Annotated in this window: 9 protein-coding genes; 2 read left to right on the forward strand and 7 right to left on the reverse strand. The window is 42.5% G+C overall.

Going from position 1 to position 19,002, the window contains the following annotated elements; translation table 11 throughout:
* Positions 1–193: 193 nt before the first annotated feature.
* From QWY78_RS06420 to QWY78_RS06445, 6 genes are all read right to left on the reverse strand, one after another.
* Positions 194–466: a hypothetical protein gene (locus QWY78_RS06420; protein ID WP_290217706.1), complete on the reverse strand. Its 273-nt coding sequence runs from the start codon at positions 464–466 to the stop codon at positions 194–196.
* Positions 467–906: 440 nt separating this feature from the next.
* A complete protein-coding gene (locus QWY78_RS06425; RefSeq protein WP_290217708.1) occupies positions 907–3,801 on the reverse strand; it encodes a T9SS type A sorting domain-containing protein in 2,895 nt (964 codons plus the stop codon).
* A gap of 603 nt (positions 3,802–4,404) precedes the next feature.
* Positions 4,405–8,829 (reverse strand): DUF8693 domain-containing protein, encoded by a 4,425-nt coding sequence (locus tag QWY78_RS06430; RefSeq protein ID WP_290217710.1) that lies wholly within the window; start codon positions 8,827–8,829, stop codon positions 4,405–4,407.
* A 397-nt stretch (positions 8,830–9,226) separates the two neighbouring features.
* Positions 9,227–9,610 carry an HU family DNA-binding protein gene (locus QWY78_RS06435; RefSeq protein ID WP_290217712.1) on the reverse strand — a complete coding sequence of 128 codons (384 nt, stop codon included), beginning with the start codon at positions 9,608–9,610 and terminating at the stop codon, positions 9,227–9,229.
* A gap of 401 nt (positions 9,611–10,011) precedes the next feature.
* Positions 10,012–10,320, reverse strand: coding sequence for a GIY-YIG nuclease family protein (locus QWY78_RS06440; RefSeq protein ID WP_290217713.1), 309 nt, complete (start codon positions 10,318–10,320; stop codon positions 10,012–10,014).
* A gap of 239 nt (positions 10,321–10,559) precedes the next feature.
* A complete protein-coding gene (locus tag QWY78_RS06445; RefSeq protein ID WP_290217715.1) occupies positions 10,560–15,410 on the reverse strand; it encodes a DUF8693 domain-containing protein in 4,851 nt (1,616 codons plus the stop codon).
* A gap of 285 nt (positions 15,411–15,695) precedes the next feature.
* Between QWY78_RS06445 and QWY78_RS06450 the strand changes: the two genes are divergently transcribed.
* Together QWY78_RS06450 and QWY78_RS06455 are read left to right on the forward strand one after the other, a co-directional pair.
* Entirely contained in the window at positions 15,696–15,905 is a 210-nt protein-coding gene (locus QWY78_RS06450; protein WP_290217717.1) for a hypothetical protein, read from the forward strand.
* A 470-nt stretch (positions 15,906–16,375) separates the two neighbouring features.
* Positions 16,376–18,040 (forward strand): sodium:solute symporter family protein, encoded by a 1,665-nt coding sequence (locus QWY78_RS06455; protein ID WP_290217719.1) that lies wholly within the window; start codon positions 16,376–16,378, stop codon positions 18,038–18,040.
* Between the two features lie 54 nt (positions 18,041–18,094).
* Here QWY78_RS06455 and QWY78_RS06460 read toward each other — a convergent pair whose 3' ends face one another.
* Positions 18,095–18,940, reverse strand: coding sequence for a DUF2911 domain-containing protein (locus QWY78_RS06460; protein ID WP_290217721.1), 846 nt, complete (start codon positions 18,938–18,940; stop codon positions 18,095–18,097).
* Between the last annotated feature and the right edge of the window lie 62 nt (positions 18,941–19,002).

The following is a 19,002-nucleotide window of genomic DNA, read 5'->3' on the forward strand; positions in this document are numbered from 1 at the left end:
AAAAAAACTTCCAAGGAGACCATCTTTACTTTTCTAGTAATTAAAGTCACTCCTCTCAAAGCCAATTAGGAGCCGAATAGCGCTTTATAACAAAATCGATTGCATCATCTGAACCAAAGTATTCCCAATCATTTCCGATCGTTTTAGTGATGTTTTGATTCTGTACGTAATCGGATCTATTTCTAATGATTTGTTATGCTTGACTTTTTTTCTTTTGGCGCGCGGCGTAAATGGCAATACCAACAGCGGTGCTTACCAGAAGAGGCATGTAGTCATCGATTGGTAGGGGGTCTCCCGGATTACCACCACCAGAATCCAAAGTGCCTGAGTGGGGTTCACTCTCGACGACCGGTTTTGATTCAAGGGTGCTATTTTCATTTTCAGCATCTTCAAACGGATTAGCAGCACCTTGCCCAAAATGAAGCGTGCTTGCTAATAAAAAGAAAATATAAAGTACTTTTTTCATCACATTGTTTGCGCAAATATATTAATTCAATACCAAAGATACCTATTTTTAATAATAATTTTTATAATTTCCCGCAAGATTTTTTTATCATATCGATTCATACCGAGCGTATTATTTAAATATATGGGGTCTGGAACAAGCAAAAACAGTGTATAATTCCTCTAAATAGAATAAACCCTATACAGAATTTCTTTTAGTTTTATTTTAGTAATCAGCTTCTGTACTGCTCAACTAAATGTAGGTAATGATTTTTAACCATACTAGGAAGCGCCCACGCCTTATTTTGCTAATACCCATATTTTGAGGCCAGACAGATATTGAATTTTCAACTTCATTCACCAAAAAGATTCCTACCTAATTAAAAAAATCCCCCGAAGAGGATTTTAATCAAATGTTAAGACGAAGGATTTTGCACAAAGCCATTAACAAAATAATTGCTATTATTTCATTATTTTTTTATTGGCAATTTCTCCATCAGCCGTGGCGATTCTCAACACATAAATTCCTTTTGCGAGGAACGATGCCTCTAAAGTAACGGTTTTACCATTCGCCTGTACCTTTTTCACCATTTTACCAGAAAGATCATAAAGCTCTACTTTGGCAATCTCTTTTGGTGCTCGAACGACAAAATTAGTTCCGTCTCTATAAACCTCAATACTGCTTTTCACATTGCTTTCCGTTACCAACACCGTGTCGGGTTGATAGATGATCTCAAATCTTCCCGTATTTTTACCTTCATTGGTTGCGAAGGTATAACTGCCTTCCGATAGGTTAATGACCGTGCCGGTGTGCTTGTCTTTTAGGTAAATGCTTTGCCCATTGGCGAAGACCCCCTCGGATTTATCAATTGTGATGGTATAATTACCCTGCACAAAATGTTGTGTTCCTAGTGGAATAACCGCCGAATTGCTAAAACTACTTCTACCGTCAATGGCGATTTCTTCTCCTTCTACTAAAGTGTAAATAGCGTCGGATGCGCCTATGCTTCTGGAGTCTTCTGAACCATAACCCTCATTTCCACCATCGTAATGCACCACTGCAATGGTTGAAGTAATTCCCGAAGGAGCAGTCATTTCAAGCCAATACCGATCGCTTTGAGCCGCCGTATTTCCTTTTCCTAAAAAGTCATTCGTCGTGGTTGACTTTGTTCTGATGCTGTTATTAAATATGAAATTATAACTGCTCTTCAAAGATCGGGTCATAAATCCTTGACCCACTTTCAGGATATTGGTTGGCACTTTGCCGCCAAGTGATGATTTGGTTCCAGTTCCGTTCGGACCAGTCAGTACGTTAAAAATCGCATAAGCTTGGCCGGAATAACCCGTTCCTTGCTGGCTTATTTGGGTATTCCCATTATTGTCCCAGAAATAAAAAGTAGGACTGATATTCGGGGAAATGACTTGGGTTGCCTCTGCCCCAGCCTTACCTCCATTTGCCGCATACAATTCTAAAAGATCGAGATTAGAGGCATATGGATTTCCGAGTAAATTATACCCAAAGGTATTCACCGAAGTATCTTTGTTGGCAATCGCTATGGTGATTGTTCCATTTTGTGGCACGCCTTTATATCGTGCGGTGGTTCTTGATGCTGTTGCAGGAATACTTGCAGAAATGGTAGGTTCTTTCACCGCCGAACCTCGCCCTGGTACATTCGCACCAGATGATGTTCCGAAAAAGTTATTGGTCTGGTTGTGATAAAGTACAGTTGTTGCAGACCCCGGGAACATGGTTTTGTACGTTTCCCCAGATTGAAAGGCAACCGGAGATCCTAAATAGTTGTATTGATTTCTGGCTGCTCCTAAACGAACTTCACGTTTTACGGTAATATTACCGGTATTTACAATGCCATCATTCACCTGGATCAAATTTCCATCAGACTCTATGGTAAAGTTTCCATCGATTACATGTAGCCCATTCTGTAGTTTCAAAAAATCTCCTGATTGAATCGTTACCGCAGCACCATTCGTAATGGACATGGAACAGACATTTAAATTCCCCAAATCAGAACTATAATCAGACTGTATGATTGCTGAAAGATTCGGTGCCGGTGGAATGGACCAAGAGCCCGAGTTGTACACGGTGGTCTGGGTCGCCATGGTAATGGTATTCGACACCGCTACGGAACTCGTCAAACATGGATTTACATTAGAAGTCAGCACCACGCTTACCTGATCACCCACTGTTAAAGTCGAGCTGGTAAAGGTTGGACTGTTGGTTCCAACATTTACACCATTGATTTTCCACTGATACATCGGGCTGGTTCCGCCATTGGTTGGGGTCGCCGTAAAAGTTTGAGCAGCACCAACGCCAACACAGATAATGTTGGTCGGTGTAGCAATGCTAACACTTACTGGTACGTTGGGATTCACGGTGACCGCTGTTGCCGTAACTGCACTCCCATGAGTGGTCGTAACCCGCACGACACCTGTGGTTCCCGCACCAGCCGTAACGGTAATTTGTGTTTTACTGTTAACCGTGAAAGCACTAACTGAAGTCCCTCCTATGGTGACTCCTGTTGTGGTATTAAAATTCGTACCAGTGATTGTAAATGATTCTCCTGGACACAGCACCGATTTGCTCACTGAACTAATGGTCGGATAATAATACGTAATCCGAATTTGTCCGTTTGCACCAGAACCACCGGTATGAGTCAATGAACTAAAAACGCTTGCAGCGCTATACGCACCACTACCACCACCTCCAATGGCACTTCCGTTTTGACCATCATCAGATGAAGTCAGTCTATTTCCTCCGTTGCCACCTGCACCACCTGCATCACCTGTCCCTCCGGTTGGCGTTGCTCCTGCGCCAGTACTTCCGGCACCACCGCCACCAGTACCACTGGCAGAAGTGGAACTGTTGGAACCGTCACCTCCTTTAAAAATACCTGATCCACCTGCGCCACCTCTACCATTACTACTGTCTCCTGATTTGCCACCTGCGCCACCGAAGCCTCTAACGGTGCCCCAATAGGAATCTGTTCCATTGGTGCCGTCGGTATTTCTGTTTCCACCTGTGCCGCCGTTTCCTACCACATAATTGTAATTTCCTGGGCTGAGCGTTACATTTGATGCCGTATAGCCACCGCCACCGCCACCGCCACCGCGGCCTGTAGAACTGCCAAATATAAAATAATTATAGGAATAGGCGCCACCGCCACCGCCGCCGCCGCCCCAAGCTTCCACTTTAGTTGGGGTTATAATCGTTGTACCAGGGGGCACAGTCCAAGTTCCATTGGTATTAAAGGTTTGTGTGGTTTGCGTGAAAGACCAAGCAAAAACCAAAACCAGCAAAAGCATATAGCCTTTTCTTAGGGTATGATCTGTTTTTTTCATGGAGTTTGTGTTTCTAAAATGATAAATAATTTTCATTTGCATTGTGGTTTGAACGCATTCAAACGCTTGAAGCGGGGAAATAAATGACTGTTCTACCTCACGTATTTTTCCCCTAAAAAGCACCGCTATCGTGCTTTTGAATGAACTTTTTCGGCGGTGTACAAGCTTTTCATTAGTAATGAAGTCGCAAAACCGTTGAAGTTCTTAAAGCGATTGAATTAAAAAAGAAGACTATTTCTTAACATGGAATCATGTTGGTGAAAGAAGCGCTTTTTTTCATTGTTTTGTGTTATCAATTCTGTTTTTATACTAAATTTCCCCCCGATACCGCTGTCAGTATTGGGGGAGGCAAAAGTACGAATTATATATTAAATGGAGAAAACACCACGATTACAGTGGCGATGGGCAAAGGTTTCCATTTCTATTCAAATGGATTTTACCGAAAATGCTGTTATTTCCGATTCCTGGTACAAATTTGAAGTCCTCGCCTGAACGTCTTACGAATTCTTGCCCCACTGAAATGGAAAAGCACAGAACCTCATACGCGAAGAATTACGTTTTAAGACCTAAAAAAATCCTCCGAAGAGGATTTTTATGAATGGATTATTTGATTATTTTCTTATTGGTGACCGCGCCATCGGCAGTGGTTATTTTCAACACATACATTCCGGTCAGCATAGTCGTAGCGTCTAGGATCCCGTGTTTGCTGGTGGGTTTCACCTCGGCAATCAGTTTCCCAGAAAGCTCATAGACTTGTATTGCTGAAATGATCTTGGGTGACTTGATCACGAAATCATTTCCGTCTCGGTAGACCACTACGCCTTCTTTCACCTTGTTATCGGTGAGTAAAACAATTTCTGGTCGATAGATAATTTCAAATCGGCCTGCACTTTCGCCCGCATTGGCAGTAAAGCTATAATCGCCCTGACTTAAGTTGGTCAGCGTACCTGCCTCATAATCCTTTAGATAAATTGCTTGCGCACCGGCAAAAACGCCTTCTTGCGTACCCAGACTAAAGGTGTAGGTGCCACTCGTAAACATTCTGGCGCCCACGGCAACTTGATCTGTAGGGGCAAATGTCCCTTTCCCATTGATGATTACTTTTTGGTTTTCTGCAAAGGTATACACCACATCAGATGGTGTACCGAACATTTGAGAATCATCTTTTGCAAAAGCATCATTTCCGGCTGGGAAATAAACCACCACGGTTTGGGTGGTTACATTGCTTGGTGCTGCAAGCTTCAGGTAAAAACGATCATCGGCGACTGCGCCACTCATCCCTTTTCCGTAGAAACCGATCCCAGCTGCTGCAAGCCGAATGGAATTATCAAAGTCCAGGGACTTATCGGTTGTAGAAATGGATTTCACCATAAAACCTTGTCCTGTTTTTACAATACCATTTGGCACTTTGGTGCCTGTTACCGTTCCGCCATTAAGGGAACCTGCGCCCAAGCCCGTTCCGGTACTACCGGCCGCGGCATTGAAAACCGCATAGGCTGCACCGTTATATCCAGTACCTCCTTGGGCTGTGACCCCATTTACGGCGTTGTCCCAGAAATAGAAGGTCGTACTGATTTTATCCTCATTGGTTCCTAAATTATAGAGCAGATTCAAATCGATATTCGATGGGTAAGGGTTCCCCAGCAGGTTATAACCTAAAGTGGTACCCGTTCCCACATTAGAATTCGCCAACGTAAAACTGAAGGCTTCATTCATGGGTACACCTTTGAAAATGGCATTAATGATCCCAGTCCCGGTGGCTGGTTCTTTCACCGCCAAGCCGCGACCTTTCACATAGGCACCGCTGGAATTCCCGAAACTGTTGTTGCTTTCATTATGATACAAAGCAAAAGGAGCAGAATTACCGGTTCCATAAATATTGGTTTTCAGTTCAGACCCGGTTGGTGAGCTCAGGTAATTGTATTGCTGGTTGTCTTTGATGGTGATTGCACGTTTCACGGTGATCGCACCGACATTGACCGCCGCTGGATTCGTTTGCCAGAAATTACCATCAGACTCTACCACAAATTCATCGGCTGTACGGGTATTGATGAGTTCATTTTCTACTTTAAGATGATGACCGGCGGTAATTTGCACCGATCCTCCTGTCGCGAGGGTTAATTTTTTTGCGGTGAAATCATTTTGCGGTGCAGCCCCGGTAACAAATGGCCCCGCCACAATCGCTTCTAAATCGGCGGTTGGTCCGGTTACATTGCTCCAAGCTGTTCCGTTCCAAACGACTCTGTTGGTTACCTCATTTGAAGTTGAAGAAGTACAAGAACCATTCACTGCGCGTACTTTGTAGAAATAAGCTGTTGCAGCATCTAGACCTGTTACATCATAAGAAGTAGTCGGTGCGGTTATTGTAAATGGTGACCCAGCAACTGGCGTTTCAACCGGGCTAGTTGCTTTTAATCGTACACTTATATCGTCAAGATATAATCGCACTCCATTATATAATCTAAAATTAAGTTCCAAAGAAGTCGCCGAAGCAGTAAAATCTTGTTCTACATATTGCCATGAACCTGTTGTCTCAAAAAAAGTAGAACTTGATGGTAACTTAATATCTGCACCTACTGTTGTCCAAACTCTAAAGCCATTTCCTGTTGATGCAGGATCAATATAATACCAAAACCCTAAAGTATAAGTTTCTCCTGAAACAACCGTAATCGTTTGTTTTAGGTTTTTAGTAGCAACAACTGTAGAATACAAAGCATAAGTACCCGTGTGTTTTTGCGTAGTACTAGCAACTTGATTCATTGCAGACTCAAATGTCCAACTTGAAACATTACCTGTTTCAAAACCGCCATTAACAACTAATTCTGGTGATATTCCTAATTGCATAGAATACACCTCCAACTCATAACTGGTCGCATCGGTCACTGCATTCCAATTTGCGGTGAAAGAAGTATCGGCAATATTGGTTGCAGCTGTTGCTACAGGAGTTCCTAAGGCGTTTACCGTTAATACGCCACTGTCATTATTCCATACACCACCGGTTCCTCCGTAAACATATTGGCTTTTTCCATTTTTAATAAAACGAGAAGCGTAATAATACGTTCCCGGCGCTAAACCTGCACCCAGGGTTGCTTTATACTCGTCATTATTTCCAGCTTGTACATTGAATGTTGTAGCTACCCATGTCCAATCTGCAACCGTATTTGGGTTAGAATTGAGGGAACTGTACCCAATCTCCGCAGAAATTCCTGAGCCTTGCCCAGCCGCTTCTGTAATTCCGGGTTCATAAACCTGAGCAAAAATATCTACGCCATTACAAGCCGTTATGGTTGCCGTCGCAGGAAACTGAATATTGGCGTAATTTACCACGTCTGCTTCCACATTGAGTTCTACACTGTCGTTGTTCCAATTACCAGCCGATCCACCATAAACATAAGGACCAGCACCAATTTGAAAACGGCCAGCGTAATAATATTTTCCTGGTGCTAAGCCAGACAAAGTAGCTCTATATTCATCATCGTTTAAAACTTCTACATTAAAAGTCGCAGGAACCCAAGTCCATCCTGCATTTGCTGGGTTATCATTGGTGGAGCTATAACCTACCCAACCGTGAAGATTTGCTTTTTCGCCTGGGGTATCGGTTAATCCCGGTTCATAGGCCTTGATATAAACATCTAAACCGGTTCCTTCCAAAATATTTTGCGTGGTCTTTGGCGCTTGAATGATATTAAAATCTACCAAGGCAGGAGTCAGCGTGGTTTCAGAAGCATCAGCACCAAAAACCGTTTCTACGTTATCACCATTTCTGGCTTTTGCTCTAAAAGTATAATTTGTACTACTGGTTAAACCTGTTACTGTTTGATAACCCCAAGTTGCCGCCGTTTGCCATACTGCTGTAGCTCCTAAAGAGCCATTTGCTTGTACATATTGCGTTCCGGTTTGAATTGCATATTGGGTATAGGCTGGGTTGCCATTTTGCGTAATATTATCAATTTCCACACTCAACGTGGTGAGTTGTGGATTATCTACCGCAACGGTGCCCGGCGTAGCTGCCAAGGTGTAAAACGTCATATCACTACCATTAGTAGGCACAGCACTTACAGTACCAACCGCTCTATAGTGATATTGTGTGTTTATAGATAATGAACCAACATAGGCATCGATATCCGTAGTGGTAGTACCAGTAATTGTTGAAGGTGTTGCCGTAGCAGTACTTCCATAAGCAACCGTAGTACCATAATCAAAACTCGAAGCAACTGTTTTACTATTGGCATTGATGGTTCCTGTTAAAAAAGCCTCGGTGGTATCTACCAATCCGGCATTGGAAGTGGTGGTTACCGTTGGACCATCGCCCAAAACAATATTATCAAAAAACATTCTTCTTGAAGTGCTCGGATTAGCAAAAACACTATAAATACCAAAATAAGAAGAAGTAGTTACGCTAGTATCTGTTAACGTACCTGCAGAGTTTGTAGGTGTAGCCGCATAGGTAAAACCTGTAGAGTAAAACAATTCAAAAACACCTGAGGCATTTCTAGTCACTCTTATATTCAGACCAGCATTTAAAGCATTTCCATTATAATTAGGACTTGATGGAAAAGCACCGACTTTAGTTCCTGTACCTGCTCCAGTTTTCTTCCACAATTCTATTGGATCAGGAGAAGTATTCCCTATTTTTAAAAAATATCCATTCCAAGATGTTGAAGTTATGTTTCCTGAAACCGCAACACTTGACATCAATATTACACCAAAATAATTAGTAGTAGAAGGAGAAAAATCTCCTGTCCCTAATGAAAATTTCCATTCATTTACTTCTGTAGAAGGGGTAGTCAATGTGATATTTCCAACCGTAGCACTAGAGGCCAAATAAGAACCATCCGTTGAGGCTCCTCCACTCACATAAGGACTGGCAGTTTCAATAGAAAAATTTGTAGTATTACCAGACCAAACAGGATTTGCAGTGAAATTTCCATCGGTAAAATCATCAGTCTGTCCCCATCCTGCAACAGCAATCAAGAGAAAAAAGAAACTTAGTAAGGTGGTTTTCAAAGAAAATACAGGTGTTTTCATAAGGTAAGGTTTATCAGCAATAAATAATGTCTAAAATTACACATTTTTACGTATCAAATGTGTAAAATATTTTAAATATGATTCAAAATCTTACCGCTATTTCGCAAATCTCCTATGCGTATTGTAGAAGTTTGTGCATGAGTACTTTATCATCTTCAATTTTTCTTGGTAAGGGTTCTTTCTGCTTCTTTTTGTAGAAATGCCACAAGTATAGGGTGGCGCAAGCGCTAATTTCATTGCCGCAAAAGAGGGGTTCAGTGGTGGTTCGGTTCAATTTTAGTGCAGTACCGCAGTGCCAAAAAAAAGCACGCCTGCTGTTGGGTCAAAGCAGGCGTGCCATCGGGCAAAACCACACGTGCTTTGGTAGCAAAGCACGCCTGGTTTTTTTTTACGGCACCTATTTCTTCTTAAAGGTGGCCGTAAGAAGAGAATTGCTGATGCGTTTGCCGGGGCGGTAATTCACCTTTGCAGATTTGATGTCCGCCACGGTGAAGTCATTCGCATTCGCCACTCCATTACTAGAAAGCGAGGGGTAAAAACTCCCCAATTTGTCGAGCCGGATGATTTTTCCGTTCGTGAGTTCCTCATAAATCACATTTTCCAGGGCGATAATCACCCCGCGGATATCTGCCTCGGAGAGGGCAGAAAATTTCTCAATTTTGTTCGTGAGATCATCTACAGTGAGCTCTCCGTCAGTAACAATCGTGGCATACCATTTTTTGGTTCCACCGCCGGCAACTCCGGGTTGCCCTTTTTCGATGAGTTTGTACTTGATAGACATGATTAAAATACTTTGTGTTTTCTGCAGTATTGCATTAGACTAAAATTAAGAAATAATTGAATATAAAACGCAAATGGTAGGGAAATTTTTCGCTTCATTACCGTCATTGCAAGCGAAACGGAGTGTAACGAAGTGCAGCGCGGCAATCCCTCCTTACACAGATCATTGCGAGCGAAACGAAGTGCAACGGAGTGCAGCGCGGCAATCCCTCCTTACACAAGTCATTGCGAGCGAAACGAAGTGCAACGGAGTGCAGCGTGGCAATCCCATGAAGGTGCACAAGTCATTGCGAGCGAAACAGAGTGTAACGAAGTGCAGCGTGGCAATCCCATGAATGCGCGCAGTAAGCCGTACTTTGGGATTGCTTCGTCGTCGTTCCTCCCTCCTCGCAATGACGGTTTCTAAAAGGGATTCATGATATCTTGAATGCTATCATATAAATCAATCCAATCCGGATTGAAGGAATTAATCAACTCAATTTTCTTCTGCCGAGAACCTGCTTTCAATTGCTTCTCTCTACCAATTGCATCTCCGATTTCTTGAAAGGCTTCCCAATAAACGAGCTTATCTAAATTGTATTTTTCACTGAAACTGTTTTTGAATCTTTTTTCACGATGTTGCAGAATTCTTTCGGGTAGATTAGAGGTGACGCCCACATAGAGTGTGGTGTTGTTTTTATTAGTGATGATATAAATGAAGCCGGGTTTCATTGTATAAAGGTAATCATTTTTTTAGGTTTGTTAAAGTCATTGCGAGCGGAACGGAGTGCAACGAAGTGCAGCGCGGCAATCCCATGAAGGTGCACAAGAACCGTACTTTGGGATTGCTTCGTCGTCGTGCCTCCTCCTCGCAATGACCGGGCAAGGAGGGCATGCAAAAAGGAGTTCCGATGAAAATCGAAACTCCTTTTGGTAATGGGTTTGGTAAGGACCACGCAAGGATGAATAGGTTACTTCATCACTTTCTTGGTTGAGACCTTACCGCCCTGATTAATTTTTAAAATATAAACACCATTGGTCATATGCCCTGCCGGAATGACCACTCGGGTATTATTGGGCTGTATTTTCAGCAGCAATCTGCCACTGGAATCCACCATTTCGAGGGCGGTGATTTTTTTGGCGGCGGCTTTCACCACCAGATCGGTGCCTTCTTTGTAGACCACCAATTCTTCTTTTTGGGTGGCATCGGTCACCAAATAAATTTCCGGCAGGTAGACCAGCTCAAATCTGCCCGAGCTTTCGCCTGCAGTGGCAGCAAAGGTGTAATTGCCTTGACTTAAATTGGTAACGGTACTGGTTTGCTTATCTCGTAAATAGATGTTTTGACCCTCGGCAAAGAGGCCTTCTTTAGCACCCAACGCGATGGTATAATTGCCGGCCGCAAAATGCTGACTGCCCAAGGCAATCACATCGGTATTTACAAAACTGCTGCGCCCATTGATGGCGACTTTCTCGCCTTCAACGATACTGTAGACGGCATCTGATCCGCCCATCACGCGGCTGTCATCGGCAGTGAAACCATTGTTCCCCTCTGCAAAATAGACCACGGCGATTTGCGCGGCAATATTTTCTGGCGTAATCATATTCAGCCAGTAGCGGTCGGTCGGGGTCTCGCCTTCTACCGTATTTTTACCAAAGAAACTCGTGGCTCCACTTTGATAGGTTCGCATGGTGTTGTTGAAGGTAATGGCTGCAGCAGCCACTTTGGATTTCACCATAAAGGCCTGCCCTGTTTTCACATAGCGGGTGGGCGTCTTGGTGAGCGCGATATCGCCGGTACCGGCAGTACCAGCTCCGCTAACCAAATTGAGGATGCCATAGGATTGTCCGCCATAGGCATCGCCGTATTGTATGGTTTTGTTATTGGCTTTGTTATCCCAGAAATAGGCGGTAGAAAATAGGTTTCCACTGGCACCACCATTAACGGTATAAAAGGTAAGCATATCAATATTCGACGGATACGGATTGCCGACCAGGTTGTAGCCCCGGTTGGTATCGGTGGGATTGGAATTGACCACATTGTACGTGAAGGCTCCATTGGTTGGTTTCCCCGTAAAGGTGGTGTTCAAAGTCGTCGGTACGAAGGCGGTGGTTGGTTCTTTTACGGCCAGACCACGCCCTTTGATGTAGGCACCAGAAGAAGCACTGAAACGGTTAGAGGTTTCATTGTGATAGAGCACCACTGGGGCAACTGCGCCGGCAGCGGTATAAATGTCTTTCAAAGTTTGACCTTCCAGCGGGGAAATCAGGTAATTATACTCCAGTCTTCCCGTGGAAAGATTCAGGGTTCGTTTCGCGGTCACCGATCCGGTGTTGATATTCACGCCCTCATTCACTTGGATAAGGTTGCCATCGGATTCCACGACAACATCTGCTGCAGGGACGTTATTGATGATTGCATCGGTCACCGTTAATGAACCAAAAATATTTAATTTACCACCAGTTGTGATGGTGATATTTTTGGCAAGACCATGGGATCCAGGGTTAATGATTACTGGCTTCTTGATGATAACACATTTATTTGCATCAGGAACGATATTGTCGGGCTTCCACGAGGGTGCATTGGCCCAATCGGTCGCTAAGGTGGTGTCCCATACTTTTAAATCATTGGCAATAGTTAGTGTTCCTACGGCAGGGCAACCATTGCTAAAAGATGCGGAAGCGGTGATCACAAATTGCCCATTATCTTCAAATTGGGTAGGAGAAGGTTTTACACAGACAGTAGCTGCTTTGTTTGTTCCTAGCGGTGTAGTACAATTGCTTTCGAAAAGAATACCACTTACGGATGAGGACCAATTAAATTGTGAACTCTCATCTTTAATCCCAGAAATTTTGACATTATCGAGTGCAGCGATGGATTCTTTAAATAATGTAGGGCTTCCTTTCCCATAAGCATAAGATGAAAACCGAACTTTCACATTGGTTCTATTGAGTACCGCTGCAGGTAAGTCGATCGATAGCTTTCTCCAAATATTAGGATTTCCCTGATTGGTGGTCATGGTTTGTAGATTGACCCACGTAGGAGTTGCTACTGAACCATCTAAAGTATAATCCACTGAGAAATAATTAATCAGATTGGGATCGGGATCGGTATCCGCTGTAATCAGTGTAAAATAATACAAATCAAATTCTAACTTTAAATTATCAAAATTTTGGGTATTAAGACTGCCGGAGGTCAATCGATTGAGTACAGAAGTTGTTCTCGCAAAATCGGTATTCGACATTACAAAATCCCCACCTGTGTAGCCCGAAGACAGCGCAGGCGCCAAACCTTCATAAGGTGGCATTGGCGGGATATATGGACTTGACCTTGAAATCCAATTCGTATTTGGTATATTAGTGTAACCCGTTTCTGAACTTTGGGTAAAAGTCCCTAAGCCGCCATTGAATTGTTCATTTAACAAAACATCTAAACGCTTTCCATTTTCCGCCGAAATCAATTGCCCGGAAGTCGTAGGTGCACAAAAAGCAGGCGTAGCGGTAAAGTGAACATCGGGGCCTGGATTGGCAATTGCGGTGACTGGGATTCTAAAAACAGACTCGCATCCGCCGTTGTAGGCCACCACGTAATACGTTGTTCTCGTATTTTCAGTAATTACAGGGGTCACAAAATTTTCCCCATCAAATACTGGTGTTCCGCCCGTGGCAGTGGTATACCATCTTACTCCTGTTCCCGGTCCTGTTTCTACGCTGGTGGCGCTTAGGGTAACCGTGCCGGTACCGCAACGTGCAACATCTGATAAACCTACAGTGTTCACCTTGGCAGAACAATTCGCAATGACTTCAAATATATAATCCTCTGTTTCACCGCGGCTTAAATTGGTGCAAGAATCAAAAGAGTTAGTATTCCCGACTCTTATTCGGAATCTATACATTCCAACTGGCGTAGTTGGCGGAATTACAAATCCAAAAGTAAGAGATTCTGTTGTATAGGCCATTAAACGATATACTTCTTCGCCCGCATCTGCAAAATCACCATCACGATTATAATCAACCCAGGCTTTCCAATAACCTGGTGTTGGCGAAAGATCAGCTTTAATAGCTTTTGCAACAATATTTAATACTGAACCTTGTGGTTGTCTAACAATATGTGCTAAACCGGTAAAATTAGAATACCCTGAAGTACCCGCGCCCGAAAGATTTGGACCGCCAGCATCATTTAATGTTCCCACAAATTGGAAACTATTAATAAACAAATCGGTTGGTGTTGTAATGGTTGGCGTACAGGTAACTGTTGCTGTACAAGGTGTTGCAGCCGTTGTAAATGACCAGGCACTTGGTGTCCCTGAGGTCGGGCCACAGGCATTCCGAGGAACAATGCGCCACCAGTAGATGGTATTTGCTGCCAAAGTCCCGGTGCTGTAGGAATTGGTGGTTACATTTGCAGTCAGAGTGACGGGGATTGCACCCGCACCGAAATAGACATCATAAGAAGTAGCTCCCGGCACAGCGTTCCACCTGATGCTGTTCACCGAATTGAACCCTTGATAACAAACGCCGGTGGCACTGTTAGCCGGAATGGGAGTTGTCGCAATTGCTGGCAAACCAGCGCTTACTGATACTACAAGACTTCCAGAGTCTGTACTCCAACAGCCCGCGGTATTTCTAGCGCGGATATAATAGGTTCCTGAAGTGGTCGCGAGGAATGTTGCTGTATTGTTGGTTGTAGATGTTCCTGCCGCGGTGGTTTGCCAATACCAATCTACCCCTGCCGGAGGAGTTCCAGCTCTGGTGAGGGTCACGCCGGGTGGGTTACACTGTGGCGAATTGCTGGTCGGATTACCGGGCGTTGCCGGTGCAGCATTGACAGTGATACTGTGTCCGTTATTTCTTCTGCCATTATTAACGATATTGACGACGCCAGAAGTTGTTCCTGCCGCTACCACCGCGGTGATGCTTGTTGCGCTTACCTCGGTTACACTTGTACAGGCAACGCCATTGATGGTCACCGTAGTCGTACCTGAAGTAGAGAAATTAGTTCCTGTAATGGTAATGGTGCTTCCTACACAAACCGGGTTGGGTGTTATGCCAGTGACGGTAATATAATCAAAAAAGACTCGGCCAGCAGCACCAGCGCCACCTGCATAATTGGACGAGCTAAACCAACCATTATATCTTTCTCCCCCGCCACCACCGGCACCAGGTGCATTGCCAGGATTACCAACGCTATTTGAACTACCAGCACCTCCTGCTCCAAAAATCGTAAAGGCTGTACCGGAATTCCCACCGTTACCGCCTGGATTGCCATTACTGGTACCTACAAGACCGTTAGAAAGAATAGCACCTACAGAACCCGTAGCAATCCCACCACCACTATTGGTAGGGGTGTTTATGGCAGCGCTATTTCCTAGTCCACCAGTTCCTGGTCCGCCCGATAAAACTATTGCTGGTGTTATAGGAGTTACTGAATTTATCGTAGAAATGACACCATCTGCACCGGTACGGCCAGCAGCTTCACCACCCGCACCACCAATGCCTACCGCATAGGTAAAGGTGTTGCCTGGCACAACGCTGATCAGATTATAGGAGGCTGCGCCACCGCCACCGCCACCATTTCCGCCACTACCACTGGAACTGGAACCGCCACCGCCGCCGCCCCAGGCCGCTGCGTTAATGTGCGTAACGTTGGCAGGCACTGTAAAAGTTCCGGTGCCAGTCTTATAAGTGGTTTGCCCCAAAACATGGGAAAATCCTAAAAACAGAAAGAGCAGGCCGAGCACGAAATGCAGGCTGGTTTTGAAGGGAAACAAGGTACGCGCATGGTTTGTAGCGCGTTTTGTAAAGGAGTACATATTTTTCATGGCATGAAGTTTTTTTTAATAAGATCGAAAAGGTTTACCTCTTAAATGAACAAATTGGCGCAAAGGATGCGTGCAGAAACCGTATTTGTTCCTAAAGTAATGGGCGGTCCTTGCCTGTAAAAATGAGCGGAAAAGTTGCTTGTATCAAAGCAACGCTGGCTTTTTTTGAGAAGCTGGCTTTCGCTGAATCGGGTGAAACACAGAGACGACCATACGTTCGGTGTTCCTGTAGGGAGGTGATTATTCATATAAATATTGTGTTTATTTACATTTTTAATCATCATTGTGTTAAGAATCGTTAAAGATATATATTTTCCGATATTTTTAGCTCAAAAAATTCTATTTATTGCATATGATGTTGAAATAATAGCAAATGAAGTGCTTAAACAATTGATTATTAATTCTATAACAAGTGCAGCTGATCGTAGAATATTGGGTAAAAAGTCAAAAATTGGAGTCAAAAAGTTAAAAAAACAGGAAATTTTGGTGAGCTAAAGTCTTAAAAAAGCACAATAAGGAAGTTAATTAGGCAAAAAACGGAGCCTTATCGCTAAAAATCAAGGGCTTAACGCTTCCATTTTGTATTTTAGGAAGGGCAGGTTTTGGTTTATTAATTTATTTTTGTTTTAGAACCAGCTTATGTTTATATTGAACCGGAAATTTTGGGGACTGATGAGGGTGTTATTTTTCGCAGAGATTTGCAGCGATTTTTCAAACCACAAAAAGTACAAAGGTTTTCTGGGAAAATCAAAATAAGGAAAACATAAGAGCAAAAAAGATAAACAGAACAATCCGTGTAAATCTGTGAAACGTCAGTTCGAAGGAGTCAAATCTATGGGAGAAGTCTTTCCGCATAAAATGAAAAATATGAAAAAAGAAACGAATTTTAAAACGCTGTATATTTCATTAATCATCATTACATTTTTGATGATTGTTGCAATGCTCATCTTTCAAAACAGATATCAATGAAGAATTTAGATTGGGCAGTTCTGGTTTTCGTCTTATTGTTTATCGTGGTTTATGGAATTTATAAATCGCGGAAAATAAAAACTTCCGACTCATTTTTAGGTGGAAAAACCAATCCGTGGTGGATGGTTGGTTTGAGCATTATGGCGACACAAGCGAGTGCCATTACGTTTCTTTCAACTCCGGGACAAGCATTTCACGATGGTTTGGGATTTGTGCAATTTTATTTTGGACTGCCAATTGCGATGGTCATCTTATGCGTTTGGGTGCTTCCCAAGTTCTTCAAAATGAACGTTCTCACTGCGTACGAATATTTGGAAAAACGTTTCGGGCTTTCTACCAGAATTCTGACGGCCATCTTATTTTTAATCCAAAGAGGTTTGGCAGCCGGTATTACGATTTTCGCTCCGGCGATTATTTTGTCCACGATTTTAGGATGGAATTTGATGTTGACGAACATCGTCATTGGAACTTTGGTAACGATTTATACTTTGGTTGGCGGAACCGAAGCAGTGAGTCAAACGCAGAAACAACAGATGATTGTGATTTTTATCGGGATGTTCTTGGCATTTTTTCTGATTCTGGAAAATTTACCTTTAGATCTGAATGATGCGTTGCTGTATTCTGGAGCGATGGGAAAAATAAATCCCGTAAGTTTTGAGTTTGATGTGAACAATCGCTACAATATTTGGTCGGCGTTTTTGGGTGGAACTTTTCTGTTTTTGAGTTATTTCGGGACCGATCAAAGTCAGGTTCAACGTTATTTGACAGGGAAAAGTTTGAAGGAAGCGAGATTGGGATTGCTTTTTAATGGACTTTTTAAAATCCCGATGCAGTTTTTCATTCTGTTTATTGGAGTGATGGTTTTTGTGTTCTTTCAGTTTGAAAAAACGCCTTTAAACTTTAATCCGCTTTCAGAAAATTTAAAAACAAATGCGCAATATCAAAAATTTAATACCGAATTTGACCAAGTTCATTTAGACAAAAAAGAAAAAATTGCGGAGTGGAAAGAAGGTCATTCAGAAACCGTGATGGCGGAATTGAAAGTGCTTCAAGCAAAAGAAGTGACGATTCGGGCAGATGTAAAAAAATTAATCAATGAAAAAGCGCCAGAAATTGAATCGAATGATAAAGATTATGTTTTCATTTATTATATTTTAAATTATTTGCCGACAGGAATTGTAGGATTATTGATCGCTGTAATTCTTTCTGCTGCGATGAGTTCCACTTCTTCGGAATTAAATGCTTTGGCGACCACAACGGTCGTAGATATTTACAAGCGAAATTTCGCACCCGATATTTCGGAGAAAAAATATTTGAACGCGTCGCGACTTTTTACGTTAATGTGGGGAATGATCGCCATATTTTTTGCAGTGAATGCGAGTTTGTTTGAAAATTTAATTCAAGCCGTGAATATTATTGGTTCCTTATTTTATGGAACTATTTTAGGCGTTTTTGCAATTGCATTTCTCTTTCCAAAAATTGGTGGAAAAGCAACGATGTGGAGTATTTTAATTGTAGAACCGATTATAATTTTGCTTTATTTCTTGGAAGTAAAAGAAGTGATTAAATTAGAATTTTTGTGGTTGAACCCGATTGGTTGTTTGTTGATGATTGCTTCTGCGAGTTTGTTGCAGCCGATGTTTGGGAAAGAAAAAGCATAAAAAATGGATGCCGTTTTTGGTATCCATTTCTAATTTAAAGTAATCGTATAAAAATTACTTACTCCACTTTGCAATGTTATCATTATTGATTTTCACGTAATCATCACTATTTGCTTTCTTAGAAAGTTCTAAAGATTTCTTTGCTGTGGCGATTGCTTCTTTCTTCAGGCCATTTGCGGCTTCAATTTCAGCTTGCAATTTGAGCATATAATATAAATCTGGTTGCAATTGGTTTGCTTTTCTTATGTATTCAAGGGCTTTTTTCAAATCCATTCCGTTTTCAAAATAGTAGTTTGCCGCTTGATGATAATCGGAACCTTTTGCAGTTTTTGATGCTAAAGTAGTATTGATGGATTCTAAAACCTCTTTTTGGGAGTCGATGAAAATAGGAACTTTCACCAACGTATTTTCCCAAGTAAGGATCAAATTGGCTTTATCATTTTTCAGATCCTGAAACCCGATTTGAAAGGTCTCCTGAAACATTGGATTTTTTTCAGTTTTTACTTTCACTTTTGCCACCACCAAATCCTCTTTCAATTCTTTTGGAGCGCCCCATTGTTCGGTATCTTTGTAAAGAATCAGCTCCCAATCGTTTTGGGAAGGAATCGAATACAGTGCATATTTTCCGGCTGGAACTTTAACGCCACCAAAAAGGGTTTCATTGGCAAAAGTAATATCTGAGGAGCCATTGGCGCCCGTTCTCCAAACTTGATTCATCGGAACTAAATTTCCGAAAACTTTACGGTTTTTCGCGGAAGGTCGGGAATATTCTACGGTCACTTCAGAAAGTCCAATGGTTTGTTTCACGGTTGCGGAAGGACTTGGCTGCGGTGCTTTTACTTGGGCATTTGCGAGTGTTAGGGTCCCAACTAAAATAAGAGATAAAAGAATTTTTTTCATTTTATTGATTTTTGAATTTATTTTTTAGAATGTTGAAATTTACTCCAATTAAAAATGAATTA

This window comes from Kaistella yonginensis, from assembly GCF_030409525.1.
Taxonomy (GTDB): domain Bacteria; phylum Bacteroidota; class Bacteroidia; order Flavobacteriales; family Weeksellaceae; genus Kaistella; species Kaistella yonginensis.